A 26,261-nucleotide genomic window follows, 5' to 3' on the forward strand; every position below is an offset into this window, starting at 1 on the left:
GCTGATGCTGTACGCACAGACCCCGGCGCACGAGAAGCGCCGCCTGTTCCGCGAGCGGCTCGCCTCGGGGGAGCTGCTGCGATTCCCCGGAGCGTTCAACCCGCTGTCGGCCCGCCTCATCGAGCGGAAGGGGTTCGAGGGCGTCTACATCTCGGGCGCCGTCCTGTCCGCCGATCTCGGGCTCCCCGACATCGGGCTGACGACGCTGACCGAGGTCGCGGCGCGCGGTCAGCAGATCGCCCGCACGACCGAGCTGCCCGCGATCATCGACGCCGACACCGGCTTCGGCGAGCCGATGAACGTCGCCCGTACGATCCAGACGCTCGAGGACGCCGGCATCGCCGGGGCCCACATCGAGGATCAGGTGAACCCCAAGCGGTGCGGCCACCTCGACGGAAAGGCGGTCGTCGATGAGGACACAGCGCTCAAGCGGATCCGCGCCGCTGTCGACGCGCGTCGCGACCCGAACTTCCTCGTGATCGCGCGCACCGACATCCGTGCCGTCGAGGGATTGGATGCCGCGACCGACCGTGCCCGCAAGCTGGTGGACGCCGGCGCCGACGCGATCTTCCCCGAGGCGATGCGCACGCTCGAGGAGTTCGCGGCCGTGCGCGCCGCCGTCGACGTGCCGATCCTCGCCAACATGACCGAGTTCGGCAAGAGCGACCTGTTCACGGTGGACCAGCTGCGGGACGTCGGGGTGAACATCGTCATCTGGCCGGTGTCGCTGCTGCGGATGGCGATGGGCGCCGCCGAGCGTGCGCTCGATACGCTGATCGACGAAGGGCACCTCACGTCGCGTCTCGATGAGATGCAGCACCGCGCCGATCTGTACGACCTCATCGACTACGAGTCGTACAACCACTTCGACACGAACGTCTTCACCTTCCGGATCGACCGATGACGGTCGAGGAAAAGGAGCGAGCATGACCGACCCCGACATCAAGAAGGGTCTCGCGGGCGTCTACGCCGACACGACCTCGATCAGCAAGGTCAACCCCGAGACGAACTCGCTGCTCTATCGCGGGTACCCCGTCCAAGAACTCGCCGCGACGCAGTCCTTCGAGGCCGTCGCCTACCTGCTGTGGCACGGCGAACTTCCGACCGATGACCAGCTCGCCGAACTCCACGCGGTCGAGCGGGCGAACCGCGCACTCCCCGAGGACGTCCGGTCCTTCATCGACGCCATGCCCGTCTCGGCCCATCCGATGGACGAGGCCCGCACCGTCGTCAGCCTGCTCGGAGCATTCGAGACGGCCGGGATCGACAACGTGCTCGACGCCGCGGGGACACCGGCAGAGAATCTGGACCGCAGCATCCGTCTGTTCGCGATCCTTCCCGCTGTCGTCGCCTACGGGCAGCGTCGTCGTCGCGGTCAGGACCTCGTCGAACCGCGCGAAGAGCTCGGCTACGCCGCGAACTTCCTGTGGATGACCTTCGGCGAGGATCCGGACGAGGTCGTCGTCGACGCGTTCAACCGCTCGATGATCCTCTACGCGGAGCACTCGTTCAACGCCTCGACCTTCACGGCCCGCGTGATCGCCTCGACCCTCAGCGATCTGTACTCGTCGGTCGTCGGCGCGGTCGGCGCCCTCAAGGGACCGCTGCACGGCGGTGCGAACGAGGCCGTCATGCACATCTTCGACGAGATCGGCGCGGCCGACGCGGTCGTGCCGTGGCTCGACGAAGCGCTCGCCGCCAAGCGGAAGATCATGGGCTTCGGCCACCGCGTCTACAAGCGCGGCGACTCCCGCGTGCCCACGATGAAGGCCGCGCTCGACGCGCTCGTCGCCCACTACGACCGCCCGGATGTCGCCGAGCTGTACGAGACGCTGGAGTCCGAGTTCGTCTCACGCAAGGGCATCTACCCGAACCTCGACTACCCCTCCGGTCCCGCGTACAGCCTGATCGGCTTCGACACGCTCACCTTCACGCCGCTGTTCATCGCGGCGCGGATCACCGGGTGGACGGCGCACATCATGGAGCAGCAGGCATCCAACGCCCTCATCCGGCCCCTGTCCGCTTACGACGGTGCCGACGAGCGCCACGTCGACGGGTACGTTCCGGATGCCGCCGATGTCGAGGTGCTGGAGCGGCCGGAGGAAGCGGCGGGCTGATCGTCCCCACGGCGGACGCCCGGACGTGGTATCCAGGAGTCCTGTGTGACCGGGGTCGAGCCCATTTCTCCCCGGCGCGTGACCCTGGGGGGAATCCATGACCGTACGTCCTGGGCGGACGCGGGGGGCGGCGCGCATCGCGCTTGCCGCCGCCGTGACCGCCGTCCTCATCGGCTCGCTGACCGCGGCGCCGGCTAACGCCGTCTCCGAGGACCCGGGGCTGTTCTGCGATCTGCCCGGGCAGCGTCTCGCGATTTCGCCGATCAGCGGTTTGAAGGACGGCGAGAAGATCACCTGGCGCTCTACGACGAAGGGCACGACGCCCACGACCTTCACCGGTGAGTACGTCGGCAAGCTCGACAACGGGCTCGGAACGGACGCGAACGGCAAGCCCCGCGACCTGCTGCTCGTGAAGCTCGACGGTGACGTCGTCAACGGCACTGACGGATCGCTTGCCGCAGGAGTGTGGGCGGGCGCCTCTGGGTCACCGGTCTACGACGCGAACGGCGCCCTCATCGGTGCCGTCTCGTACGGGTTCAGCGCACTCCCCGACAATGTCGCCGGTGTGACGCCCGCAGCGTACATGAAGACGCTCGGCACCCTGCCGACGACGAAGAAGCTCAGCGCCTCCCAGACGCAGACGGTCGAGCGCCTCGCCGACGCGGCGCCGTCGGCGCGCCGCAGCGCCCCCGCCAGCAGCACCCTGAACCGGATCGAACCGGTCCGCGTGACGATCGGCGCCTCCGCCGCCCAGCTCGACGAGGAGACGGACGCGCTCGCCGATCGCGTGACGGGGTTCCGCGGGGTCACCGCGACCGGCCGCGCCGTCCCCGGCGGAGAGAGGCGGGCATCCGACTACTCGATCGTCGCGGGCGGCAACATCGCCGTCTCCTACGGGTACGGCGCGGTGACCGAGGCGAGTGTCGGCACGGTCACCGCCGTCTGCGGCAACGAGGTGTTCGCGTACGGCCACCCCAACATGGGCAACTCGAAGCTCGTCGCCAACATCCACGGGGCGTCCGCCGCGCGCATCGTGCCCGACCTGATGGGGTCGTACAAGCTGATCAGCGCCATCGGCAAGGTGAAGGGGAAGCTCGTCGACGACCGGCTCGCGGGAGTCCGCGGTGTGCTCGGTGCGGGTGCGACGACGATCCCGGTTCGGACGTCGAGCGCCGTCGGCGACATCCGCACCGCGGTGACCACCCAGGTCTCCGAGCCCGGTTTCATCGCCGCTGCCGCGTACGCGCAGCTCGCTGCGGAAGCCGTCCGCATGCTCGACAATGAGCAGGCCGGGTCTGCTCGCATCGAGTGGACCATCCAGTATCGACGGGCCGACGGCGCGACAGCGACCTTGAAGAACACCAACCGGTACGCCAGCCTGGCTGAACTGCCCTACCTGGTGGGCGATGATGTCGCCAACGACGTCGCTTCGCTTCAGGGGAATCCGTTCGAGGATGTCCGCATCCTGTCCGTCAACGTCCTGAGTCGATTCGAGGCTGACTATCGTGCCGCGTCCTTCAGTGGCGTGCAGATCCTCAGGAGCGGCAAGTGGGTGAACGTCGCTCCGACCGGTGTCGTCTCCAACGTCGAGCGCGGCAAGTCCTACTCATTCCGCGCGGTCCTCAAGCCCGCCCCCGGCGCGACGAGGGTGACCGAGTACGGCACCTTCACTGTCAGGGTGCCCAAGGATGTACGCACGGCCTACCAGTTCGAGCTGTTCGCTCCGGACCCGGACGACTACTTCGAGCGACCGCAGCCGCGGAGTTTCGCCCAGCTCCTGTCCCAGCTCGACGCGAATTACCGCTCTGACGTCATCACGCGGCAGACGGCTTACACCGCCATGTCGGGAAAGCGGAAGACGAGTCAATCGACGATCGTCACGCCCACCCTGCTCGTCGCTGACGAAGCCTCCGCCTTCGTCAGACTGGAAGTCTCCGCCAAGCGCTGACCAGTCAGACCGGTCGTCGCCCTGTCCGGGCGGCGGCCGGTCTGCGAGCATGAGGGGATGACGGATACCTCATCCGAGCGCATCGCCATCGTCGCCGGTGCTCGCACCCCCGTCGGACGTTTCGACGGTGCGTTCCGCGACACCCCCGCGCACGAACTCGGCGCGCAGGCGGTGACGGCGGCACTCGGCCGATCAGGCGTCGACCCGGCGCGTGTCGGCGAGGTCGTGGTCGGCACGATCGGCCAGGTGGCAGGCGATGCCTACATCGCGCGTCGCATCGCGCTGGCGGCAGGTCTCGCCGACGACACTCCGGCGTTCACGGTGAACCGGCTGTGCGGATCGGGCCTGCAGTCCATCTGGTCGGCGGCGCAGGAATTGCGCTGGGGTGGCATCGACGTCGCCGTGGCGGGTGGCGCCGAGAACATGACGCGGATGCCGTTCTACGACATGGACGCCCGGTCCGGGGCGACCCTCGGTCACCGCCGACTGCTCGACGGCACCCTCGCCATGCTCACCGACCCGTTCAGCGGGAAGCACATGGGGACGACGGCCGAGACGGTCGCGGAGCGATTCGGGGTCACCCGCGGGGAGCAGGATGCCTACGCCCTCGAATCGCAGCGACGTGCATCGACGGATGCCGCCCGCTCGGCGTTCGCGGAGGAGATCGCGCCGACGACGACCACGGGCCGTAAGCCGGTCGAGGTGACGGTCGACGAGCATCCCCGACCCGACACGACCCTCGAAGCGTTGGCCCGTCTGCGTCCCGCGTTCACTCCGGACGGGACCGTCACCGCCGGGAACGCCTCGGGCATCAACGACGGCGCCGCGGCGACCGTGCTGATGCGCGAGTCCGACGTCCGGGCAGAGGGCCTCACCGCCCTCGCGACGATCGAGGCCGTCACGACCGCTGCGCTCGACCCCGCGATCATGGGGTACGCCCCCACGCTCGCCCTCAAGAAGCTGTTCACGCAGACGGGGCTCACGCCCGCCGACGTCGCGACGGTCGAGCTCAACGAGGCGTTCGCGTCGCAGGTCATCGCCGTCATACGCGACACCGGGCTCGACCCGCAACGGACGAACCCGTACGGCGGCGCGATCGCACTGGGTCACCCCGTCGGAGCGACCGGGACGATCCTGACGGTTCGCGCCGCGTTGACCCTGCAGCGGACGGGTGCGGAGTACGCGATCGTCACGATGTGCATCGGCGGCGGCCAGGCGCTCGCCGCGCTGCTGCGTCGCTGGGACGGCTGAGCACGGCGAGCGCCTGACCGGGGTCAGGTCCGCTGGCGTCGCCGGCGTACGAGCACCGCGCCCAGCACGAGCAGGATGCCCGCGCCGCCGAGGAGCGTCACAAGCGGCCCGGCGTCCCCGCCCGTGCTTGCGAGGCTCCCGGCCAGGACGACCGTGATCGGAACGCGGATGTCATCCTCGCCATCGGTGCTCAACACGAGGGTGTGCGCGCCGGTCGCGAAGTCGCCCGGGATCGTGACCGTGAACGCGGTGAGGCCGTCGGCATCCGCGGCGGGAATACCGTCGATCACGAGCGGCCCGCTGGACAGCGTCGCGCTGACCTGCTGGCCCGGTGTGAGGCCCGACAGTTCCACGCGGAACGAGTCGCCCTGCTCGATGGTCGTCGCGCTCAGCGTGACGGTCGCCCAGGGGGCGGTATCCCCGGGCTCGGTCGGCTCACCGGGCTCGGTCGGCTCACCGGGCTCTGTCGGCTCACCGGGCTCGGTCGGCTCGGTGACCTCGACCGCGCGACCGAGCGGGGCCGGGTCGACGATGTCACGCGAGGCGAAGTAGTCGACCGTGGCGGCGAGGTCGATCTGACCCGTGTCGGTTCGCGTGGTGCCCTCGGCGAAGGCCGAGAAGCCGTCGCCACCAGCCGCGAGGAACGAGTTCGTCACGACCGTGAAGACGTCGTCCGGCTGGATCTCCTCGCCCCGGTATGTCATCGATGTGACCTCACCCGCGCGTCCGACGGTCTCCCCCGGCAGCGGCGCGACCTCGGTGTACTCGTACGAGAAGCCGTCCGAGACGCCGAGGTGCAGCTTCGGGCGCTCACCCTCCGCCTTCCACTGCTGCTCGAGGATGGCCTTCAGCTGCGCACCCGTCAGCGGCACCGTCACGAGCGTGTTCGCGAAGGGCTGCACGTCGGCGGCCTCGCGGTAGCTGACGACACCGTCCTCGCCGTACAGCAGGTCGGCACGCAGACCACCCGGGTTCATGAGGGCGATCTGCGCGGGCGCGCCGCTATAGTCGTCGTTCGACGTCGCCCACAGGTACACGTCGGCGACCCAGTTGCCGAGCGTCGACTCCACGCCGCGGTCGGAGCCTTCGGTACCCCCGCGCAGGATGTCGTCGCTGATGCGACCGACCTCCTTCGACCCCTCCTCGTCGGCGAATGCCGACGCGTCGGCGACGATCTCGGCGACCTCGGGATCGGCGGTGTAGCCGCCGTCGGCGAGGACCTCGGTCGCGCCGGTGATCGACAGGAGCTCCTTGCTCGACCGGTCGACCTGGAGAGCGAGGCGGCCCATCGCCGTGCCGTACTGCGCGGCCTGGATCACCGGTCGCGTCTCGCCCTCCGGTCCGGCGACCTCACACGCATAGGTCTGGTGCGTGTGGGCGGACACGATCGCGTCGATCTCGCCGGATGCGCCGCGGACCAGCTTGCCGAAGTCCGACGGGTCGGATGCCACGACGTCGCAGTCGTTCGACGTCGCCGTCCCCGAATGGGTCAGCAGCACCGTCACATCGGCGAGGTCCTCGTCGGCGATCCGGCCGGCGACGCGGTTCGCGGCCTCGAGCTGGTCGCCGAACTCGATGTCGGCGATGCCGTCGGGGCTGACCATCGTGGCGGTGTCCGTCGTGACCGTCCCGATGAAGGCCACGCGCACGCCGTCGACGGTCTTCACCGTGTACTCGCGGAGTGCCGGCGTCGTCGTCCCCGTCTCGTAGACGTTCGCTCCGAGGGCGAGCTCGTCGCTGCCGTACCGAGGGATGACGCGGCCGGTGAGGTCGGCGAAACCGCGGTCGAACTCGTGGTTGCCGACCGCAGAGACATCGAGTCCCGCCGCGACCAGAGCGTCGATCGTGGGCACGTCGTCCTGGATGAACGACGTGAATGTCGAGGCGCCGATGTTGTCGCCCGCGGAGACGAACAGCGTGTTCGGCCTCTCCGCCTCGGCGGCGTCGACCACGCCGGCGAGGACGGCGGCGCCGACCTCGCTGCCGTTCGCCTCGATGCGACCGTGGAAGTCGTTGATCGTGAGGATGTCGATGTCGATCGGGTCGAGAGCGTCCTCGATCGCGAACAGCGTCGTCGTGCCCGACACCTCGTTGCCGACGGCGAGCATCGGGATGCCGGTGGGCGAGGCATCGGCAGGGATGAACGCGATGCTCTCGGGTCCCAGATCGCCCGCGGTCGCGAGGTCCCCGCCGTCGTCGACCGACTGCGAGAAGTCGCGGTTGTTGATGTAGGTGACGAAGTGAGGGCTGGTCGGTTCGGTGATGTCGTAGGCGGCGATCCCGCCGACACGTTCGAAGCCGATGAACGCGTACATACGCCCGCTCAGCTCGCCGACGACGACGCTCTCGGGCTCGGGGCCCTTGTCGTCGCTGCGCCCTTCGAGGTTCGACTCGGAGTGGTTCGAGTTGAAGAACTCCGGCGCCGCGGCGGCAGTGATCTCCTCGAAGCCAGACCCAGAATCCCAGACGAGCTCGCCGTCCGTGGTCCAGATCGCGAACGATCGCCCGCCGAAGGAGTACAGCTCTTCGTAGCAGTCGCGTGCCTCGTTGAGGCCGTTCTCGATCGTGACGTTGAGACGGCCCAGGTCGGCGTCGCCGAGGAACGCGGCGGCCGGGCTGTCGTCGCAGACGGGGGACAGACCGTCGTCCCCGAGGTCCTTCACCCGGGCGGCTTCGACGTAGTCGCCCCATTCGCGGGCGTCGCCCTCGTTCGCCGTCACCAGGTACGTGGTGCCACTCGCGGTGTAGGAGTCGATCGCGTCGGGCTGATAGATGCCCTTGAGTCCTTCGTATGTGCGGAGCTCGATGGTGTCGTCGCGATCGCTCGGATCGAGTGCGTTCTCGGGGAGGCCGTGGTCCTTGAACCCGAGGGCGTGGATGTCGGTGACGGCCGCCGAGGCGAGGTCGACGACGGCGATCGCGTTCGCCTCCTGCAGGGTGACGTAGGCGGTGCCGCCGTCGACGGTGACGTACTCGGGTTCGAGATTGCGGCTGACAGGCAAGTCGGCCTCCGGGGTGGGGCCGAACACGCGGACGTCGGGGTCGAGGGCGCCCTCAGCCTCGAAGGCGTGGAAGTCCGCGATGCGGACGGCGCTCTGCGCGGGGGCGACCTTGCCGGCGGGAAGAGCAACGACGCCGACGGATCCCTCGGGGTCGCTGCTGAAGTCGTCGGCGGGTTCGCCCTCGTTGGCGACGACGGCGTAGGCGCCGTCGGTCGAGATGGTGACCATGTCGGGCAGGGAGCCGACCTGGACGGTGCCGAGTACGGCGGTGTCGGCGGTGTCGGCATCCGCATCGAAGAACACGAGGTGACCCGGCGCGGTCTTGTCGGTCGCCTCGATGGCGACGACCCCCAGCCCGTCCTCACGGATCGCGACGGAATTCGCCACGCCGTCGGAGGCGATCGAGAACAGCTTGGTGGGCGTGGCAGGGTCGGCGGCGTCGAGGACGTCGACAACACCCGCCTGCGCGTTCACGACGAACAACCGATCCCCGTGGGCCGCGACGATCTCGGCGGCGGAGGAGTCGAAGCTGCCGGTCTCGAAAGAGCCGACCGGGGTGAGGGTCAGGGCGGCGCCCTCGGCGGAGGTGGTGATGGGGTCGGGCACGACGGCGGCGGTCGCCGAGGTGGCGGCGGTGACGGCGATGGTGCAGGTGAGGGCGGTGATGGTGCCGAGCGCGAAGGCGCGTCGGGCGGTGCTGCGGAAGGCGTGCGAAGGCATCGGATTCCTCGGTGTCGGGGTGCTGGGCAAGGTGCGCCCCACCGTCTTATCGGCGGTGGGTGTCCGGGGCGTGTCGCCCGGTGGCCGGAGGGTGAACGGAGCGTGTCGGGCGGGGGAGGCATCCGTCTGCGAGCATGTCGGCATGACGGATTACGAAACCATCGTCACCGAGACGCGCGGGCGCGTCGGGTGGATCACGCTCAACCGGCCCGAGGCGCTGAACGCTCTGAATGCGCAGGTCATGCACGATGTGGTGGATGCCGCGGAGGCCTACGACGCGGATGCCGGGATCGGCGCCATCGTCGTGACCGGCAGTGAGCGGGCGTTCGCGGCGGGTGCGGACATCAAGGAGATGGAGGCCCTCACCGGGAGCGAGATGCTGCTCGCAAACCACTTCGGGAAGTGGTCGAGGTTCGCGGCGGTGCGGACGCCGACCATCGCCGCGGTGGCGGGTTATGCGCTCGGCGGAGGCTGCGAGTTGGCGATGATGTGCGACATCATCCTCGCGGCCGACTCCGCACGGTTCGGGCAGCCGGAGATCAACCTCGGTGTCATCCCGGGCCTCGGTGGCACGCAGCGTCTGGTGCGGGCGATCGGATCGTTCAAGGCGGCGGAGCTGGTGCTGACGGGTCGCCAGATCACGGCGGAGGAAGCCGACCGGGCGGGGCTCGTGTCTCGCGTGGTCGCCGCGGCTGACCTGCGCCAGGAGGCGCAGCGGATGGCGGAGACGATCGCGTCCAAGGCGCTGCCGGCGCTGTACGCGGCAACGGCGGCGCTGGATGTCGCCCTGGAGTCGACGCTCGCGGAGGGGTTGCGGTTCGAGCGGCAGGCGTTCGCGGGCCTGTTCGACACCGCCGACCAGAAGGAGGGCATGGCGGCCTTCCGGGAGAAGCGGGCGCCGGAGTTCGGGCACCGGTGAGCGCGGTGCGACTGGTGCGTTCGAACGGCCTCGCCCCGGCGCCCTACGCGTATGCGTCGCGAGTCGAATCGGGAACGGAGCTGATCTTCCTCGCGGGGGCGTGCCCGCTCGCGGATGACGGGTCGACGGTCGCCGTCGGTGATGTGGCGGGTCAAGCGCGACGGTGCGTCGCGAACATGCTCGTCGCGTTGGATGCCGCCGGTGCGGACCTGGAGGACGTCGCCTCGACGCGGATCCTTGTCGCTTCGTCGGAGCGCCGGGATCTCGTGGCGGCCTGGGACGTCGTGAGCACCGCGTCCGGAGAGCACGATGTGCCGAGCACGCTGATGGGCGTCACCGTCCTGGGCTATGAGGACCAGTTGGTGGAAGTCGAGGTCGTCGCGGCGGTGCGTCGTGGGTGATCGGCGGGTTCTGGTGGTCGATCACGAGCCGCCGAGCCGGCCGCCATTGCAGGTGGTCGTGGGCGAGCGGGTGCAGGACCGCAAGGGTCGCTAGATAGTCCTCCGCGACGTCCTCCCCGCGCGCCGGCGGACGCACGTCTGCCGCGTCGTTCTCCACAGCCCTCATCTGCTCGTTCCGGCGTCGGTACCGTCGTGCGGCATGACTCCGCTTCCTCTTCCGATCCGTCTCACCATCTTCGTGATCGTCGGCGGGGAGGCGGGCTTCATCGCTTCCCTTCAGGCCGCGAAGACCTGGCTGTCCGTCGGCTTCTCCTTCCAGGTGTTGATCATCGGCGGACCCATCGGCGTGCTGATGGGCGTCGGTCTCTCCGCGGCGATCTTCGTTGCCGTCCACGCCATCCTCGGAGGGCCACGTGCTCGGAGCCGCACCGCCGCAGCTGTCGCCATCCTGCTGGCGGTTCTGGTGTCCGCGGGGTCCTGGCGCGTCCCGCATGTCGACGAGTGGGATCTGCCGCTGCAGCTGTCCCTCGCGTTCCTCGGTCTCCTCGGTTCGTCCATCGAAGTCGCCTTCACCCGGGCGGAAAGCAGGCGTGCGGACGTGCGGCATCCGCCTCGGGGCCGACCGTAGACTCGAGAGCGATGCCGAGGAGGAGTCAATGAAGATCGTCGTCCTGCTGAAAGAAGTGCCGGACACCTGGGGTGATCGCACGCTCGACCTCGAGACCGGGCTCGCGGCGCGCGACGCCTCCGAGCGCGTCCTGGATGAGATCGGGGAGCGTGCCCTCGAGGCCGCTCTCACCTACTCCGAGGCCCACGAGGGCACCGAGGTCGTCGTCATGACGATGGCGTCCGATGCGGCTGCCGCCTCCCTCCGCAAGGGACTCGCGATGGGCGCCCACTCCGCGGTGCAGATCACCGACGACGCGCTGCGCGGCGCCGACCTCGGCGTCACGGCCCGTGTCCTCGCCGCGGCGCTGCGCCGCACGGGGTTCGACCTCGTGATCACCGGCAACCTCTCCACCGACGGTGCCGGCGGGGTCCTCCCCGCGATGATCGCCGAGCACCTCGGTGTCCCGCAGGCGACAGCGCTCTCAGCCGTCGAGATCGGCGCGGATGCCGTGAGCGGCACACGCGCCACCGACTTCGGCACCGCCTCGGTGACCGCACCGCTCCCGGCCGTCATCTCCATCACCGAAGCGCTCCCCGACGCCCGCTTCGCGAACTTCAAGGGGATCATGGCGGCGAAGAAGAAGCCCTTCGAGACGCTCTCGCTCGCCGATCTCGATGTCGACGTGGACCCGGCATCCGCGCCCCAGTCGATCATGACGGCGGTCACGCAGAAGCCGCCCCGCCAGGCGGGCACGAAGATCGTCGACGAGGGGGATGCCGGTGAGAAGCTCGCCGCGTTCCTCATCGAGAACCGGCTGGCATGAGGACCGAGGAGAACATCGTGACCGACTTCGCCCCCGACGCCATCCTCGTCTGGCTGGACGTGACCCCCGCCGGTGAGCTCGCGGCCTCGGCCGCCGGACTCCTCGGCGCCGCCGCATCGATCGGCACCCCCGTCGCCGTCATCGTCGCCGACGAATCCCGCCACGCCGACCTCGCAGCGGCGGCGGGTGCCCTCGGCGCGCCGACCGTCCTCACGGCGGGCCTGGGTGGTGCCGACACCGCGCTGACCGTGCCCGTCGTCGATGCGGTGGCTGCGGCATCCGCCCTCGTGCAGCCCGACGCCGTCCTCGTCTCGAACTCGATCGAAGGACGGGATGTCGCGGGTCGACTCGCGGCGCGCACCTCGGCAGCGCTCTGCGCCGACGTCGTCGGCGTCTCGCGCGACGACGAGGGTGTGCTCGCGCATCACTCCGTCTACGGAGGTGCCTACAACGTCACCGCTGCCGCGACCTACGGCCCGCTCGTCGTGACCGTGCGCCAGGGAGCGATCGACGCGCGCGCGATCGCCGTCGACGCCCCCGCCGTCGTACCCCTCGAGGTCACCGCGTCGGGTGCTCCCGCCGCCACCATCACCGCGTTCGATGAGGCGGTCGCGGCGTCGAGCCGACCGGAACTCCGCGGAGCGGCCAAGGTCGTCTCGGGCGGACGAGGCCTCGGCTCCGCTGACCAGTTCGCCCTCGTCGAGCAGCTCGCCGATGTGCTCGGCGCGGCCGTGGGAGCTTCGCGGGCCGCGGTCGACGCGGGCTACGTGCCCTACTCGTACCAGGTCGGACAGACCGGAGTCTCGGTGTCGCCGCAGCTGTATGTCGCTCTCGGCATCTCGGGAGCGATCCAGCACAAGGCGGGCATGCAGACGGCGAAGACGATCGTCGCGGTGAACAAAGATGGAGACGCACCGATCTTCGACATCGCCGACTTCGGTGTCGTCGGGGACCTGTTCACCGTCGTGCCGCAGCTGATCGCGGCGCTCGAGGCGGGAAAGAAGTAGGAGCGGATGGCGACATACGCGCGTTCCGTGCGTCGGGGACTCCCGCGCGCCTCCGGCGGCGACCCCTGGCCACCTGCGGGGTCGGCTCCGGTCGCCGACGCAGCCGCGGCTCCGGTCGCCGACGAGTCCGCGGAGACTCCGACCGCCGACGTGGTGACGCCGCGCACCGAGCCCGCCACGACACCGTCGGCCGAGTCCGCGACGCCCGCTCCCGCCTCGACGACGGCGGGGGATGCTGCAGCCTCGCACCCCGCCTCGACCCCCGCGAACGCGACACGACGCGGACTGCCGCGAAACCCCGGCGGCGAGCCCTGGCCCCCCGCATCCACCGGTCCGGCGCGGGCCGAGAGTGCGGCGTCGGCGGAGCATCGCCCGGACCCGGAGGTGGCGACCCCGGCGGCGGCATCAGCGCCCCAGTCCGCCGACCCGGGGGCGGCGACCCGCGTCAGCGCGCCCGTCGCCGCATCCATCCCCGCGACGGGCGCGGTCCGCCGAGGCCTTCCGCGCGCCGCCGGCGAAGACGCCTGGCCCCCCGCCGAGACCACGCCCGCCCCGCGTGCCACGCTCCCTCTTCGCGAGACTGCACGTGTCGGCCCAGACGACGATCTCGCGCCGCAGTCTCGGCGTGCGAATGCAGTCTCGGCGTCCTCGGAGCCCGAGCCCACGCCCGCGTCGGCGCCCGCCACCCCGGCCCCGGCGGCGACCGTCGCCACTCCGGAGGCCCCGCGGCCACCGCTGGCCGAGCGTCCGCTCGCTCACGCCGGTGTCGCTCGTCGCCCGGCGCCTCGCCCCGAGCCTGCACGCATCGGCCCGTTCACCAAGCTCCAATGGGCGGGTGTCGTGGTCCTGGGTGGCGGCGCCCTGCTCTACGCCGCCGCGATGGCGGTGCTCGCCGTGCGCTGGATCCTCAGTCTCGACCCGCTGCAGGACTTCCTCGCGACCTACCCCGGCGAGTACCACCTGCCCGAGGGGGCGCCCGTGGGCTTCCCCGCCTGGTTGAACTGGTCACACTTCCTCAACGCGTTCTTCATGGTGCTGATCATCCGGACCGGACTGCAGGTCCGGTCCGAGAAGCGCCCGGCCGCGATGTGGATCTCGAAGAAGGACCGCAAGCGCCGCATGAGCCTCACGCTCTGGCTGCACCAGGCCCTCGACATCCTGTGGCTCGCCAACGGCCTGATCTTCGTGGTCCTGCTCTTCGTGAGCGGACAGTGGATGCGGGTGATCCCGACCTCCTGGGAGGTGTTCCCGAACGCGCTGTCAGCCGCCCTGCAGTACGTGTCGCTGGACTGGCCGACCGAGAACGGCTGGGTGAACTACAACGCGCTTCAGCAGCTCGCCTACTTCACGACCATCTTCATCGCCGCTCCCGTCGCGGCGATCACCGGCTACCGGATGAGTGCGATGTGGCCGAAGCAGGCGGCGAGGCTCAACCAGCTGTACCCCGTCGAGTGGGCCCGCAAGCTGCACTTCCCGACGATGCTCTTCTTCGTGGCCTTCATCGTCGTCCACGTCGCCCTCGTGCTGTCGACCGGGGCGCTCCGCAACCTGAACCACATGTACGCGGCGCAGGGATCGACCGACCCCGACGCCTACGCCGACAACTGGACCGGGTTCTGGCTCTTCGCCCTGTCCACCGCGGTGATCGTCGCCGCGTACGTCGCGATGCGTCCTCTCGTCGTCGCTCCCATCGCCCGCCTGTTCGGCGAGGTCAAGAGCCGCTAGGAAAAGTCCGACGGCGCGGCATCCGAAACGGGATGCCGCGCCGTCGAGTCTCGCGCTCGTGCGTCAGCGCACGAAGCGGACTTCCGTCAGCGTTTCGCCGAGGAAGGGTTCGGTGTGGCTCGCCCCGTCGAGGGTGAACCCGTTGCGGGTGTAGAACCGGTGCGCGCGGGGGTTGTCCTCGGCGACCCACAGGTACAGCTCGGCCTCGTCCTCCGGGACGACCGCATCGAACAGGCGCTGGCCGATGCCGGTGCCGTGCCATGCGTCGAGCAGGTAGATGAAGTAGAGCTCCCGGGTGCGCGGAGCGTCGCGGTCACGCGCCGGACCGGACCCGGCGAAGCCCACGATCTCGCCGTTCACGAGAGCGGCGACCATGCGGAAGTCGGGCCCCTGCTGCGCCCAGTGGGTCCACAGCTCGGCGAGGCGGCGGGCGGACACCTTCTCGAGCGCGGCCTTGCTGATGAGGTGGTCGTAGGTCTCGTGCCAGCACGTCGCGTGCACGCGACCGAGCGCCTCGGCATCCACATCGCGAACGGGACGGACGACGGTGTCGGTCTGCAGTTCGGGGTCCATGGCGAGACTCTACGCACGGGCCGTCGGATCGTGAAATCGACAGGGGAGGGCCTGCTCCGGCCGCGCCGCGACTGTCGGAGTGCGACAATGGATGCCGCACTGTGCGCGTGACCATGACTAGGCTCGCCGCTCGTGAACGTATGGTGGCGGACCCTTCTGACTCTGATGCGCGCGCGGGTCCTGTACCGCCGCCGCGGCCCCCTCCCGCCCGACACCGTGGGCCGGATCCGACTGCGGGCCCTGCCGACCGACATCGATCTGCTCGGACACATGAACAACGGCCGATACGCCTCGCTGTTCGACCTCGGGCGCTTCGACCTCCTCACCCGGACCGGCATCTGGCAGACGATGAACGAGCGCGGCTGGTACGGCGTGGTCGCCAGTGAGACGGTGACGTTCCGGAAGTCCTTGCAGCTGTGGCAGCGGTTCACCGTCGAGACCCGCATCATCGGTCATGACGACAAGTCGGTCTTCCAGATGCACCGCGCGGTCGTGAAGGGCGAGGTCTACGCCGAGATGGTCCTGCGCGTCCGTTTCCTGCGCAAGACCGGCGGCATCGTGCCGCTCGAGGAGCTGTTCGACGCCCTTCACCGGCCCGACACCCTGCCCGAGATCCCGCAGTGGATCCACGACTGGGCTGCCGCATCCGCCCTCCCCTCGACCCGCGCCGAGGCACCCAGCATCTGGCCCTAGCGTGTCCCGCCCCGGCGGCCGGAGGCGCGCATAGGCTGAGCGTCATGTCGGACAGCTCTGTCGCGCCACAAGCGCCCTCCTCCGACCTCGCCGAGCGGGCCATCGCCCTCGCGGAGCGCTGGGTCGCCGAATCCGCCGAGGTCACCGTCGACCCGTCGGCCGAGCGTCTTGCGGGGGTGTTGAAAGACCCGAACGGCCTGCCGTTCACCCTCGGCTTCGTCGACGGCGTGATGCGGCCGGAATCGCTCACGGCCGCCGCCACCAACCTGCAGCGCGTCGCACCGCTCGCCCCGGCGTTCCTGCCGTGGTACTTGCGTGCCGCCGTCCGCACGGGCGGCGTCGTCGCCCCTGTGCTCCCGAGCCCGGTCGTCCCCATCGCGCGGCGCGTCCTGCGGGAGATGGTGGGCCATCTCATCGTCGACGCCCGACCCGACAAGCTCGGACCCGCGCTGCAGACACTCCGCGAATCGGGTGCCCGGCTCAACCTCAACCTGCTCGGCGAAGCGGTGCTCGGTGAGGCCGAAGCCCTCCGGCGGCTGGAGGGCATTCACGAACTCGTCCGTCGCGACGACGTCGATTACGTCTCGGTCAAGGTCTCCGCGATCGCGAGTCACCTCTCGATGTGGGCGTTCGACGAGATCGTCGACCGGGTCGTCGAACGACTGCGGCCGCTGTACCTGTCGGCGGCGGAGGACGGCACCTTCCTTAACCTCGACATGGAGGAGTACCGCGACCTCGACCTGACGATGGCCGTCTTCATGCGGGTTCTCGACGACCCGCGGCTCAAGAACCTCGAGGCCGGCATCGTCCTCCAGGCCTACCTGCCCGACGCGCTTCCGGCGCTGCAGACCCTGACCGCGTGGGCGCGCGACCGGGTGGCGGCCGGCGGTGCCCGCATCAAGATCCGTCTCGTCAAGGGCGCCAACCTCGCGATGGAGCACGTCGACGCGGTCATGCACGACTGGGCCGCCGCGCCGTACGACACCAAGCTCGACACCGACGCGAACTACGTGCGCTGTCTCGAGGAGGCACTGCGCCCCGAGAACACCGAGGCCGTGCGGATCGGAGTCGCCGGCCACAACCTCTTCCACATCGCCTACGCCTGGCTGCTGGCGGGCGAGCGGGGAGTGCAGCGCGACGTCGAAGTCGAGATGCTGCTCGGCATGGCGCAGGGACAGGTGCAGGCGGTCGCCCGCGAAGTGGGTCACGTCCTGCTCTACGTGCCCGTCGTCCGTCCCGACGAGTTCGACGTCGCCATCAGCTACCTCGTGCGCCGCCTCGAAGAGAACGCGTCGAGCGAGAATTTCCTCTCCGCCGCGTTCGATCTCGCGTACGACCGGGCCATGTTCGTGCGGGAACGCGACCGGTTCGCCGCTTCCGTCGCGCGCGCAGCGGATCGCTCCCTCCTGTCCGGGCCGCGTCGCCGCCAGGACAGGACGGCAGCCGAGGTCGAGGCGAGCGCGGTGACGACGGATGCCGCCTCGCTGCACACCGCGCAGCCCCCCGTCTCGGACGACACCGCCCTCACGCAGGTCGTCCTCGGGATCGCGGCGAAGGACGCGCGCCCGGACGAGACGCAACCGGCGGATCTGCCGCGGCGCTTCGGCGGTGACGCGTTCGTCGAGACCGCCGTGTTCTCGCCGCGCGAGAGCGTCGCTGCCACCGGCGCCCCCGGCTTCCACAACACCGCCGACACCGACCCCGCGCTGCCCGCGAACCGCGCGTGGGCCCGCGAGATCCTCGGCCGCGTCGCTTCGTCGACGGCGGGGGATGCCGCGATCGCGGCGGCCCGCATCAGCACCGAGCCCGAGCTCGACGCCGTGCTCGCCCGGGTCGGAGCCGCCGCCGATGCGTGGGGGTCGCTGCCCGCTGCCGACCGCGCCGACGTCCTTCTGCGGGCGGCGGGCGCGCTCGAGCGGCGCCGGGGCGAACTGATCGAGGTCGCGGCATCCGAGACGGGCAAGACGCTCGCGGAGGCGGACGTCGAGGTGAGCGAGGCGGTCGACTTCGCGCGCTACTACGCCGCGACCGCCCGCGAGCTCGACCGCGTGAGCGGTGCCGTCTTCGTGCCCGACCGCGTGACTGTCGTCACCCCGCCGTGGAACTTCCCGGTCGCGATCCCCGCCGGTGGAGCGCTCGCGGCCCTCGCCGCGGGGTCCGGGGTCGTCTTCAAGCCCGCACCGCAGGCGCGACGGTGCGCCGCGGTCGTCGCCGAGGCGATCTGGGACGGGCTCGACGGCGCAGGTGTCGACCGCGACATCCTCTCCCTCGTCGACCTCGACGAAGGCGGCCTCGGCAAGCAGCTCATCACGCACCCCGCCGTGGACCGTGTGGTCCTCACGGGGTCGTTCGAAACGGCAGCGCTGTTCCGTTCGTGGCGTCCGGACCTCGCGATGCAGGCCGAGACCAGCGGCAAGAACGCGATGATCGTCATGCCCTCGGCCGACCTCGACCTCGCGGCATCCGATCTCGTCCGTTCGGCGTTCGGCCACGCGGGGCAGAAGTGCTCCGCCGCATCCCTCGCCATCCTGGTCGGTCCCGTCGCCCGCTCGCAGCGGTTCTCACGGCAGTTGGTGGATGCTGCGACCTCGCTGCGCGTGGGAGCTCCCGAGGATCCGCTGACCGAGGTCGGCCCGCTCGTCGAGTCGCCGTCCGGCAAGCTCGCCTGGGCGCTGACGACCCTCGATGAGGACGAGCGATGGCTCGTCGAGCCCAGGGAGTTGCCGCACCAGCGCTACGGCGGCCGGCTGTGGACCCCCGGCATCCGCACCGGGGTGAAGCCCGGCTCGCGGATGCACCTCGAGGAATTCTTCGGTCCCGTCCTGGGGGTCATGCACGCGCGGTCGCTCGAGCATGCGATCGAGCTGCAGAACGCCGTGGACTACGGCCTCACCGCAGGGCTGTACACGCAGAACCCCGACGACCTCGCGCTGTGGCTCGACCGCGTCGAGGCGGGCAACCTCTACGTCAATCGCGGCACGACCGGGGCTATCGTGCAGCGGCAGCCGTTCGGCGGCTGGAAGCGGTCCTCCGTCGGTGGCGGGGCGAAGGCGGGCGGGCCGAACCACCTCATCGGGCTCGGATCCTGGCGGCCCACGTCGGGGGCAGCTGCATCGTCGACCCTCCACCTGAAGGGGCTCGACTCCGGGATCGCGGACGTCATCGAGGCGGCTCAGCCCGCGCTCGGATACGAGGCCTTCGAGTGGCTGCGCCGCGCCGCGCTGTCGGACGCCGTCGCGTGGGACCGCACGTTCGGCAGGGTCGTGGACGTCTCGCACCTGGGGGTCGAGCGGAACCTGTTCCGTTACCGTCCGGCGAGTGTTGAGATCCGATCGACGACGGATGCCGCGCCGCAGGCGGTCGTGCGGGCGATCATCGCCGCCGTCCGCGCTCGGTCGACGTTCACGGTGAGCACGCCGGCGGGCCTTCCCGCCTCGGTGCGGCAGGCGCTCGGCGCCCTCGAGGTGCCGGTGTTCGTCGAGTCGGACGAGGACTGGGTCGCGCGGATGTCGGCGCCGCGCACCGAGGACGTGCCGGCGCGTGCCGACCGCGTGCGGCTGGTCGGGCCCCCCTCGCGGGCACGCGAGGTGCGCACCGCGCTCACCGCGGCGATCTCGGGCGACCCTGACCTCGCCGTCTACGCCGACGAGGTGACACAGGCGGGTCGGATCGAGCTCCTGCCGTTCCTGCGCGAACAGTCCATCACCATCACGGCGCATCGCTTCGGCAACCCCGATCCGTGGAGCGAATCGATCATCTGACCGCGCAGTGCGACGGTCGATGCCGAGCGTATTTATCCATCCGGCGAAGAAAACAACTTATCTTTCTAGCGCGAAGGTGCCGGCGGTTGGTCTAATTGCTGAGCGTGCTTCTGGGGAGCGCGCAAGAGAACACTTCGGGGGGAGTGTCGCCCCGGATCGAGGACGTGCGTCCTCGGCCCGGGGCATCTCGCTGTCCGGGGCCGGTCAGGCGTACCGGGGCAGGCGGAGCGGGGCGTCCGGGTCGGCGTCGTCCCGGGGGATCATGAACGCGTTCACGAGTGCTCGCACCGTGAGACCGAGCAGCGTCCATTCGCCCTCGGGCGCGCCGTCCCGCCCCGACAACCGATAGGTCGGGTGCGGGATGCGCTCGAGTGAACGGATCGCGAAGCCCTCGGCCATCGCCGCCATCGCCTCGGCGAAGTCCTCGATCGTCAGTCCGTCGCGCACCCGCATGCCGTACGCGTCGATGACGTGCTGATACAGCTCCGTGAAGGCTTCGATGGACTCGCGGTGGCGGTCATGGCTGGCATCGGTCAGTTCGGGCCACGAATCGGCCGCCGTCCGGAGCGCGAGCGCCACCCGGAACGACTGGGCCTCGAGCAGGTCGGTCGGGTCTTCGGTGGACAGCTCGGCGGCTCGCATGTGCTGCAGGGCCGCCTGCCGGATGATCTCCTCGCCGGACGCCCCCTCGCCGATCAGCTCCTCGACCTGGGCCCGCATCGCGTCGGCGGGGCCGGCCACCCGCATCCGCATCATGGCGACGGCGAGCTCGCGGTGATAGTCGGCCTGGTCGCTCCAGAGTCGGTACGCCGCCCCGGTCGTGAGTCCCGCGCGACGGAGGACGTCCTGCAGTCGGATGTGCTGGACGCCTGCGCTGACCCCGCGCTCGAGGAGCATCTGCATGCCGGTGCGCAGCAGGAGGATCTTCGTCTGTTCACCCGTGCGTCTGGCCATGCTCTGCATCCTGTCATTCATCGGCATCGTCCTGCGGCGCCTGTCCACCGTCATCCAGAGGGATCGACCTGGCATGATGGATGCTGGCGTGCCCGATTCGTCGGCTTCTGCAAGCTCCGTCGGGCCTCTGGACAGCGTCCGCCGCCCCGGGGACGAGGAGCGAGAATGACGACGCAGAACGACACGGCGCCCACGCGGATCGCTCAGCGCCGCCGCTACCTGATGTGCCGACCGGACTACTTCACGGTGTCGTACAGCATCAATCCGTGGATGGAGCCGGCGAACCCCACCGACACGGCGAAGGCCGTGCGTCAGTGGCAGACGCTGTACGACGCGTACATCGCCCTCGGACACGAGGTGCAACTCATCGAGCCCGTGCCCGGGCTGCCCGACATGGTCTACACCGCGAACGGCGGATTCATCGTGGACGGGCGGGCGCTGGGCGTCCGCTTCCGTGTCGACGAGCGTCGCGGCGAGGAGCGGCCGTTCATGGACTGGTTCGCCGCTCACGGCTTCGAGGTCGTCGAGCCCGTCGAGGTGCAGGAGGGTGAGGGCGATTTCCTCCTGGTCGGCGACACGATCCTCGCGGGCACCGGATTCCGGTCGGTCGGGGACAGCCACCGCGAGCTCGGCGAGGTCTTCGGGCGCGAGGTGGTGTCCCTCCGCCTCGTCGATCCGCGGTTCTACCACCTGGACACGGCCATCACCGTCCTGGATCCGGTCGAAGGCCCCGCTGGGGTCGAGCGGGCGAACATCGCCTATCTGCCGTCCGCCTTCGACGAGGCGTCGCAGCGGGTGCTGGCCGAGCGCTACCCCGACGCCATCCACGTGTCGGATGCCGACGGTGCCGTGTTCGGGCTGAACGCGGCCAGCGACGGGCTCCATGTCTTCGTCTCGCCCCGGGCGACCGGCTTCGCCGCGCAGCTCGAGGAGCGCGGCTACGTCCCCGTGCCCATCGACCTGTCCGAGCTGCTGCTCGGCGGCGGTGGCATCAAGTGCTGCACGCTCGAACTGCGCGGAGGTGTGCGATGACCGATGTCCGTCCCCAGGCTCCGTCAGCGGATCTGATCGCCGCCGAAGAGGCGCACGTGGCGCACAACTATCACCCGCTTCCCGTCGTGGTCGCCGAGGGCGAGGGATCGTGGGTGACCGACGTCGAGGGGCGCCGCTACCTCGACCTGCTGTCGGCGTACTCGGCCCTGAACTTCGGGCACCGGCATCCGGCCCTCATCGCTGCGGCGACCGACCAGCTGGGGCGCCTGACCCTCACCAGCCGCGCGTTCCACAACGACCGGCTCGGAGCCTTCGCCGACGCGCTCGCCGCGTTGGCCGGCAAGGACATGGTCCTCCCGATGAACACGGGCGCGGAAGCGGTCGAGACGGGGATCAAGCTTGCGCGGGCGTGGGCGTACCGCGTGAAGGGGGTGCCCGAGGGTGCCGCGAAGATCGTCGTCGCGGCCGGCAACTTCCACGGCCGGACGACGACGATCGTCGGCTTCAGCGACGACCCGCAGGCCCGCGACGGGTTCGGCCCGTTCGCCCCCGGTTTCGAGATCGTGCCGTACGGGGATGCCGCGGCTTTGACTGCCGCGATCGACGAGAGCACCGCCGCGGTGCTGATCGAGCCCATCCAGGGCGAGGCAGGCGTCGTCATCCCGCCGGACGGCTACCTCCGTGCCGTCCGGGAGGCCTGCACGGCGGCGAACGTGCTGTTCATCGCGGACGAGATCCAGTCCGGCCTCGGGCGGGTCGGGACGACCTTCGCGTGCGAGCGAGAAGGGGTCGTGCCCGATCTGTACCTGCTCGGCAAGGCGCTCGGCGGCGGCATCCTGCCGGTGTCGGCCGTCGTCGGGGACCGTGAGGTGCTCGGCGTCATCCACCCGGGCGAGCACGGCTCGACCTTCGGCGGCAACCCGCTCGCGGCGGCCGTGGGACTCGCGGTCGTCGAGCTGCTCGAGTCCGGCGACCTGCAGCGGCGAGCGCTGTCGCTCGGCGACCACCTGCGCTCGCGGCTCGAACCCCTGATCGGGGTCGGAGTCACGGCGATCCGCGTGGCGGGCCTCTGGGCCGGCGTCGACATCGACCCGGCGGTCGGCACCGGGCGGGAGGTCGCTGAGCGCCTGCTCGCGCGGGGCGTCCTGGTCAAGGACACGCACGGCCAGACCATCCGGATGGCACCGCCCCTCGTCATCCGCGCCACCGAGATCGACTGGGCCGTCGAGCAGTTGCGCCTGGCACTGCGGGACTGACCCGCGGGGCGAAACACTCCGGCAACACCGCCCGGATTAGGCTCATCGCATGGGTGACCTGTTCGACGGATACGGCTCCACGCTGGCGCCGCGCAAGACGCCCTCCGGCGTCCCCGCGTTCGACGAGATGTTCGCGGAGGTGGCGCATCCGGGCGAGGCTGCGCAGTCCCGCGGGACGTACCGCGAGCTGTACCAGGCGCTCGCGCAGATGACGCAGGAGGAGCTGCGCGGACGCACCGAATCGCTGGCGAGCTCCTACCTCGCGCAGGGTGTCACATTTGACTTCGCGGGCGAGGAACGACCCTTCCCGCTCGACGCCGTCCCCCGCGTGATCGCCTACGACGAGTGGTCGCGCATCGAGAAGGGCGTCCAGCAGCGCGTCCGTGCGCTCGAGGCGTTCCTCGACGACGCGTACGGCCACCAGCACGTCGTCCGCGACGGGGTGCTGCCGGCCAAGCTGATTGCGTCGTCGCAGTACTTCTACCGGCAGGCCGCCGGCATCCGCTCGGCCAACGGCGTCCGCATCCAGGTGGCCGGCATCGACCTCATCCGCGACGAGCACGGCGAGATGCGCGTCCTCGAGGACAACGTCCGCGTGCCCTCGGGCGTGAGCTATGTGATCTCCAACCGGCGCGTGATGGCGCAGACCCTCCCGGAGCTCTTCGTCTCGATGCGGGTCCGGCCCGTCGGCGATTACCCGAACAAGCTGCTGCAGGCGCTGCGCAACTCCGCGCCTCCGGGGGTCGACGACCCGAACGTGGTCGTCCTCACCCCCGGCGTCTACAACTCCGCCTACTTCGAGCACACGCTGCTCGCGCGACTCATGGGTGTCGAGCTCGTCGAAGGTCGCGACCTCGTCTGTCAGGGCGGCAAGGTCTTCATGCGCACGACGCGCGGTCCCCGTCGGGTCGACGTCATCTACCGCCGCGTCGACGACGACTTCCTCGACCCGCTCCAGTTCCGTGCCGACTCGATGCTCGGCGCTCCCGGGCTCATGCTGGCCGCGCGCCTCGGCAACGTCACGATCGCCAACGCGGTCGGCAACGGGGTCGCCGACGACAAGCTGCTCTACACATACGTCCCCGACCTCATCCGGTACTACCTCGCCGAGGAGCCCATCCTCAAGAACGTCGACACGTGGCGGCTCGAGGACCCGGGGGCCCTCGAGGAGGTGCTCGACCGGCTCGACGAACTCGTCGTCAAGCCGGTCGACGGCTCGGGCGGTAAGGGCCTCGTCGTCGGTCCCGACGCGAGCCCCGCCGAGCTCGACGCACTGCGCACCAAGCTCCTCGCCGACCCGCGCGGCTGGATCGCGCAGCCCGTCGTGATGCTGTCGACCATCCCGACCCTGGTGGACGACGGGATGCGGCCGCGCCACGCAGACCTGCGTCCCTTCGCCGTCAACAACGGAGACGAGGTGTGGGTGCTGCCCGGCGGCCTCACGCGCGTCGCCCTTCCGGAGGGGCAGCTCGTCGTCAACTCCAGCCAGGGCGGCGGCTCGAAGGACACCTGGATCGTCGGCGGCGACGCGCCGAACCGCGGCGAGTACGGGCAGTCGACCTCGCTCGCCGGGCTCGTCGCCGAGCAGGCCACGGCGACCTCCGCCATCCCGATCATCTACGACGCACAGGACGAGCCGACCCACTCGCCGCAGGACCGGCCGCGCACCACGGCCGAGCAGCAGGAACAGCAGCAGCAGGGGCGCGACACGGCGGGAGGCGAGGACGCATGCTGAGCCGCATCGCCGAGAGTCTGTTCTGGATCGGACGCTACATCGAACGGTCGGACGGCACCGCCCGCATCCTCGACGTCCACCTGCAGCTCCTGCTCGAGGACCCCTGGATCGACGAGGACACCGCCTGCCGGTCGCTCATGGGCGTCATGGGCACCACGCCGCCCGCCGGCGCCGAGGTCGTCACCCGCGGCGACGTGCTCACGCACCTCGCCGTCGACCGCACCAACCCGTCCTCCATCGCCTACTCCCTCCAGGCGGCGCGCGAGAACGCCCGTCGCGCGCGCGAAATCGTCTCGACGGAGCTGTGGGAGACCCTCAACACCACGTACTCGCGCATGCCGCGCCGCCTCAACGACGAGAAGACGCACGAGTTCTTCCAGTGGGTCCGGGAGCGCGCCGCCCTCGCCGTCGGTGTGACGGACAACTCCACGAGCCACGACGAGTCCTGGCAGTTCTTCACCCTCGGGCGCGCGATCGAGCGGACCGACATGACGGCGCGGATGCTGGCGACGAGGTCCCTGACCGAGGCATCCGGTCCGTCCTGGACCACCATCCTGCGTTCGTGCGGCGCCTACGAGGCCTACCTGCGCACCTACCGGGGGATGCCGAGCTCTCAGAACGCGGCGGAGTTCCTCCTGCTCGACCGGCTGTTCCCTCGGTCGATCATCCACTCGATCCGCACCGCCGAGCAGTGCATGAGCGCGATCGACCCCGTCGCCGACCGGGTGGGGCACTCGAACTCCGTGCTGCGGGCACTCGGACGCATCCGCAACGAACTCGAGTACCGCCCCATCGAAGAGGTGCTCGCCGAGCTCCCCGCGCACATGCAGAGCGTGCAGTCGGTCACTCGCGAGGCGTCCGAGGCCATCCGGGCGCGCTTCTTCCCCACCCAGGCCGAACCCAGCTGGATCGGAGAGACCTCATGAAGCGGCTGCGCATCGAGCACACGACGGGCTTCGACTACCCGGGCGAGGTCGGAGCGTCGTACAACGAGGCACGGATGCTGCCGACGACCAGCGACAGCCAGTTCGTCCTGAGCTCGCAGCTCGACATCGACCCCTCGACGAACGTGAACTACTACGTCGACTACTTCGGCATTCGGGTCGCGGCCTTCGACGTGCTCGCGAAGCACTCCGCGCTGCACATCACCGCGCGCTCGCTCGTGGAGGTGCGGGCGCGGCCCTTGACCCACCCCGACGTGTCGTGGGAGGCGCTCTCGCGGGACGCGCAGCGGTCGATCGGCACGGTCGAGATGCTGTCGCAGACCCGGCGGACCGACCCTCATCCCGAGGTCGCCGCCCTCGCCTCGGGCATCGCCGCGCAGCACGACAATCCCTCGCTCGCCGCCCTCGCGATCGCGACGGCGGTCGGCGAGGCCGTCGAGTACGTGCCCGGGGCGACCGAGGTCCAGTCGACCGGCGCCGAGGCGTGGGTCGAGCGCAAGGGCGTCTGCCAGGACATGGCCCACATCGCCCTCGGTGCGCTGCGCTCGGTCGGCATCCCCGCCCGATACGTCTCGGGCTACCTGCACCCCAATCCCACCGCCGAGGTGGGTGTGCCGGTCGTGGGTGAATCGCACGCGTGGATCGAGTGGTACGCCGGGTCGTGGCACGGCTTCGACCCGACCAACGACGCCGAGATCGGCGACCGGCACGTGACGGTGGGGCGCGGCCGCGACTACAACGACGTTCCGCCGCTGCGGGGCGTCTACGCGGGCCCGTTCAAGAGCCGGCTCGAGGTCCAGGTCCTCATCACGCGCGAGGCCTGACGTCC

Annotated in this window: 20 protein-coding genes; 17 read left to right on the forward strand and 3 right to left on the reverse strand. The window is 70.2% G+C overall.

Features of this window, described 5'->3' with window-relative positions; translation table 11 throughout:
- The first annotated feature begins 4 nt into the window (after nt 1-4).
- The 4 genes from prpB to M3190_RS11425 all read left to right on the forward strand — a co-directional run bounded on the left by prpB (nt 5) and on the right by M3190_RS11425 (nt 5,316).
- Nucleotides 5-904, forward strand: a complete 900-nt coding sequence (gene prpB, locus M3190_RS11410; protein ID WP_251581631.1) for a methylisocitrate lyase — start codon at nt 5-7, stop codon at nt 902-904.
- A 22-nt stretch (nt 905-926) separates the two neighbouring features.
- Nucleotides 927-2,117, forward strand: a complete 1,191-nt coding sequence (locus tag M3190_RS11415) for a bifunctional 2-methylcitrate synthase/citrate synthase (RefSeq protein WP_251581633.1) — start codon at nt 927-929, stop codon at nt 2,115-2,117.
- 97 nt (nt 2,118-2,214) lie between these two features.
- The gene (locus M3190_RS11420; RefSeq protein ID WP_251581635.1) at nt 2,215-4,065 is read left to right on the forward strand and encodes a hypothetical protein; all 1,851 of its coding nucleotides are present in this window, start codon (nt 2,215-2,217) and stop codon (nt 4,063-4,065) included.
- A gap of 57 nt (nt 4,066-4,122) precedes the next feature.
- The gene (locus tag M3190_RS11425) at nt 4,123-5,316 is read left to right on the forward strand and encodes a thiolase family protein (protein WP_251581637.1); all 1,194 of its coding nucleotides are present in this window, start codon (nt 4,123-4,125) and stop codon (nt 5,314-5,316) included.
- Between the two features lie 23 nt (nt 5,317-5,339).
- Here M3190_RS11425 and M3190_RS11430 read toward each other — a convergent pair whose 3' ends face one another.
- Complete coding sequence (locus tag M3190_RS11430) at nt 5,340-9,038, reverse strand: choice-of-anchor I family protein (protein ID WP_251581639.1); 3,699 nt, start codon at nt 9,036-9,038, stop codon at nt 5,340-5,342.
- A gap of 142 nt (nt 9,039-9,180) precedes the next feature.
- On the opposite strand from M3190_RS11430, the gene M3190_RS11435 reads away from it, so the two are divergent.
- From M3190_RS11435 to M3190_RS11460, 6 genes are all read left to right on the forward strand, one after another.
- A complete protein-coding gene (locus tag M3190_RS11435) occupies nt 9,181-9,957 on the forward strand; it encodes an enoyl-CoA hydratase-related protein (protein ID WP_251581640.1) in 777 nt (258 codons plus the stop codon).
- Nucleotides 9,954-10,358, forward strand: coding sequence for a RidA family protein (locus tag M3190_RS11440; RefSeq protein WP_251581642.1), 405 nt, complete (start codon nt 9,954-9,956; stop codon nt 10,356-10,358). Before M3190_RS11435 ends, M3190_RS11440 begins: the two co-directional genes overlap by 4 nt.
- A 199-nt stretch (nt 10,359-10,557) precedes the next feature.
- Nucleotides 10,558-10,986 carry a hypothetical protein gene (locus M3190_RS11445; protein ID WP_251581644.1) on the forward strand — a complete coding sequence of 143 codons (429 nt, stop codon included), beginning with the start codon at nt 10,558-10,560 and terminating at the stop codon, nt 10,984-10,986.
- Nucleotides 10,987-11,014: 28 nt separating this feature from the next.
- Nucleotides 11,015-11,791 (forward strand): electron transfer flavoprotein subunit beta/FixA family protein, encoded by a 777-nt coding sequence (locus M3190_RS11450; RefSeq protein WP_251581646.1) that lies wholly within the window; start codon nt 11,015-11,017, stop codon nt 11,789-11,791.
- A gap of 17 nt (nt 11,792-11,808) precedes the next feature.
- Complete coding sequence (locus M3190_RS11455) at nt 11,809-12,798, forward strand: electron transfer flavoprotein subunit alpha/FixB family protein (RefSeq protein ID WP_251581647.1); 990 nt, start codon at nt 11,809-11,811, stop codon at nt 12,796-12,798.
- Between the two features lie 6 nt (nt 12,799-12,804).
- Complete coding sequence (locus M3190_RS11460) at nt 12,805-14,523, forward strand: cytochrome b/b6 domain-containing protein (protein ID WP_251581649.1); 1,719 nt, start codon at nt 12,805-12,807, stop codon at nt 14,521-14,523.
- Between the two features lie 63 nt (nt 14,524-14,586).
- Here M3190_RS11460 and M3190_RS11465 read toward each other — a convergent pair whose 3' ends face one another.
- On the reverse strand, nt 14,587-15,096 hold the full coding sequence (locus M3190_RS11465) for a GNAT family N-acetyltransferase (RefSeq protein WP_251581651.1): 510 nt from the start codon (nt 15,094-15,096) through the stop codon (nt 14,587-14,589).
- Between the two features lie 132 nt (nt 15,097-15,228).
- Between M3190_RS11465 and M3190_RS11470 the strand changes: the two genes are divergently transcribed.
- Entirely contained in the window at nt 15,229-15,789 is a 561-nt protein-coding gene (locus tag M3190_RS11470; RefSeq protein WP_251581653.1) for an acyl-CoA thioesterase, read from the forward strand.
- 44 nt (nt 15,790-15,833) lie between these two features.
- Nucleotides 15,834-19,550 (forward strand): proline dehydrogenase family protein, encoded by a 3,717-nt coding sequence (locus M3190_RS11475; protein WP_251581655.1) that lies wholly within the window; start codon nt 15,834-15,836, stop codon nt 19,548-19,550.
- Between the two features lie 204 nt (nt 19,551-19,754).
- Here the strand turns inward: M3190_RS11475 and M3190_RS11480 are convergent, their stop codons facing one another.
- Nucleotides 19,755-20,504, reverse strand: coding sequence for a hypothetical protein (locus M3190_RS11480; protein ID WP_251581656.1), 750 nt, complete (start codon nt 20,502-20,504; stop codon nt 19,755-19,757).
- 165 nt (nt 20,505-20,669) lie between these two features.
- Here M3190_RS11480 and ddaH point away from each other — a divergent pair, with 165 nt between their 5' ends.
- Genes ddaH through M3190_RS11505 form a run of 5 tightly spaced genes read left to right on the forward strand, consistent with a single transcriptional unit; the run spans nt 20,670 to nt 26,256 of the window.
- Nucleotides 20,670-21,536 (forward strand): dimethylargininase, encoded by an 867-nt coding sequence (gene ddaH, locus M3190_RS11485; protein WP_251581658.1) that lies wholly within the window; start codon nt 20,670-20,672, stop codon nt 21,534-21,536.
- Nucleotides 21,533-22,753, forward strand: coding sequence for an ornithine--oxo-acid transaminase (gene rocD / locus M3190_RS11490; RefSeq protein WP_251581660.1), 1,221 nt, complete (start codon nt 21,533-21,535; stop codon nt 22,751-22,753). The genes ddaH and rocD overlap by 4 nt, the downstream gene beginning before the upstream one ends.
- Before the next feature lie 49 nt (nt 22,754-22,802).
- Entirely contained in the window at nt 22,803-24,488 is a 1,686-nt protein-coding gene (locus tag M3190_RS11495; protein WP_251581662.1) for a circularly permuted type 2 ATP-grasp protein, read from the forward strand.
- Nucleotides 24,482-25,414, forward strand: coding sequence for an alpha-E domain-containing protein (locus M3190_RS11500; RefSeq protein ID WP_251581664.1), 933 nt, complete (start codon nt 24,482-24,484; stop codon nt 25,412-25,414). The genes M3190_RS11495 and M3190_RS11500 overlap by 7 nt, the downstream gene beginning before the upstream one ends.
- Nucleotides 25,411-26,256 carry a transglutaminase family protein gene (locus M3190_RS11505; protein WP_251581666.1) on the forward strand — a complete coding sequence of 282 codons (846 nt, stop codon included), beginning with the start codon at nt 25,411-25,413 and terminating at the stop codon, nt 26,254-26,256. Before M3190_RS11500 ends, M3190_RS11505 begins: the two co-directional genes overlap by 4 nt.
- Nucleotides 26,257-26,261: the final 5 nt, after the last annotated feature.

Source organism: Microbacterium oleivorans (assembly GCF_023715745.1).
GTDB classification, from domain to species: Bacteria; Actinomycetota; Actinomycetes; order Actinomycetales; family Microbacteriaceae; genus Microbacterium; species Microbacterium oleivorans_D.

Bases quoted from the DNA above. Each gene is read 5' to 3' on its own strand.
- M3190_RS11495 (WP_251581662.1), top strand. From the start codon at position 22,803: ATGGGTGACCTGTTCGACGGATACGGCTCCACGCTGGCGCCGCGCAAG.
- M3190_RS11425 (WP_251581637.1), top strand. From the start codon at position 4,123: ATGACGGATACCTCATCCGAGCGCATCGCCATCGTCGCCGGTGCTCGC.
- M3190_RS11465 (WP_251581651.1), bottom strand. From the start codon at position 15,096: ATGGACCCCGAACTGCAGACCGACACCGTCGTCCGTCCCGTTCGCGAT.
- M3190_RS11475 (WP_251581655.1), top strand. From the start codon at position 15,834: ATGTCGGACAGCTCTGTCGCGCCACAAGCGCCCTCCTCCGACCTCGCC.
- M3190_RS11430 (WP_251581639.1), bottom strand. From the start codon at position 9,038: ATGCCTTCGCACGCCTTCCGCAGCACCGCCCGACGCGCCTTCGCGCTC.
- ddaH (WP_251581658.1), top strand. From the start codon at position 20,670: ATGACGACGCAGAACGACACGGCGCCCACGCGGATCGCTCAGCGCCGC.
- prpB (WP_251581631.1), top strand. From the start codon at position 5: ATGCTGTACGCACAGACCCCGGCGCACGAGAAGCGCCGCCTGTTCCGC.
- rocD (WP_251581660.1), top strand. From the start codon at position 21,533: ATGACCGATGTCCGTCCCCAGGCTCCGTCAGCGGATCTGATCGCCGCC.
- M3190_RS11420 (WP_251581635.1), top strand. From the start codon at position 2,215: ATGACCGTACGTCCTGGGCGGACGCGGGGGGCGGCGCGCATCGCGCTT.
- M3190_RS11460 (WP_251581649.1), top strand. From the start codon at position 12,805: ATGGCGACATACGCGCGTTCCGTGCGTCGGGGACTCCCGCGCGCCTCC.
- M3190_RS11415 (WP_251581633.1), top strand. From the start codon at position 927: ATGACCGACCCCGACATCAAGAAGGGTCTCGCGGGCGTCTACGCCGAC.
- M3190_RS11500 (WP_251581664.1), top strand. From the start codon at position 24,482: ATGCTGAGCCGCATCGCCGAGAGTCTGTTCTGGATCGGACGCTACATC.
- M3190_RS11435 (WP_251581640.1), top strand. From the start codon at position 9,181: ATGACGGATTACGAAACCATCGTCACCGAGACGCGCGGGCGCGTCGGG.
- M3190_RS11445 (WP_251581644.1), top strand. From the start codon at position 10,558: ATGACTCCGCTTCCTCTTCCGATCCGTCTCACCATCTTCGTGATCGTC.
- M3190_RS11450 (WP_251581646.1), top strand. From the start codon at position 11,015: ATGAAGATCGTCGTCCTGCTGAAAGAAGTGCCGGACACCTGGGGTGAT.
- M3190_RS11505 (WP_251581666.1), top strand. From the start codon at position 25,411: ATGAAGCGGCTGCGCATCGAGCACACGACGGGCTTCGACTACCCGGGC.
- M3190_RS11480 (WP_251581656.1), bottom strand. From the start codon at position 20,504: ATGGCCAGACGCACGGGTGAACAGACGAAGATCCTCCTGCTGCGCACC.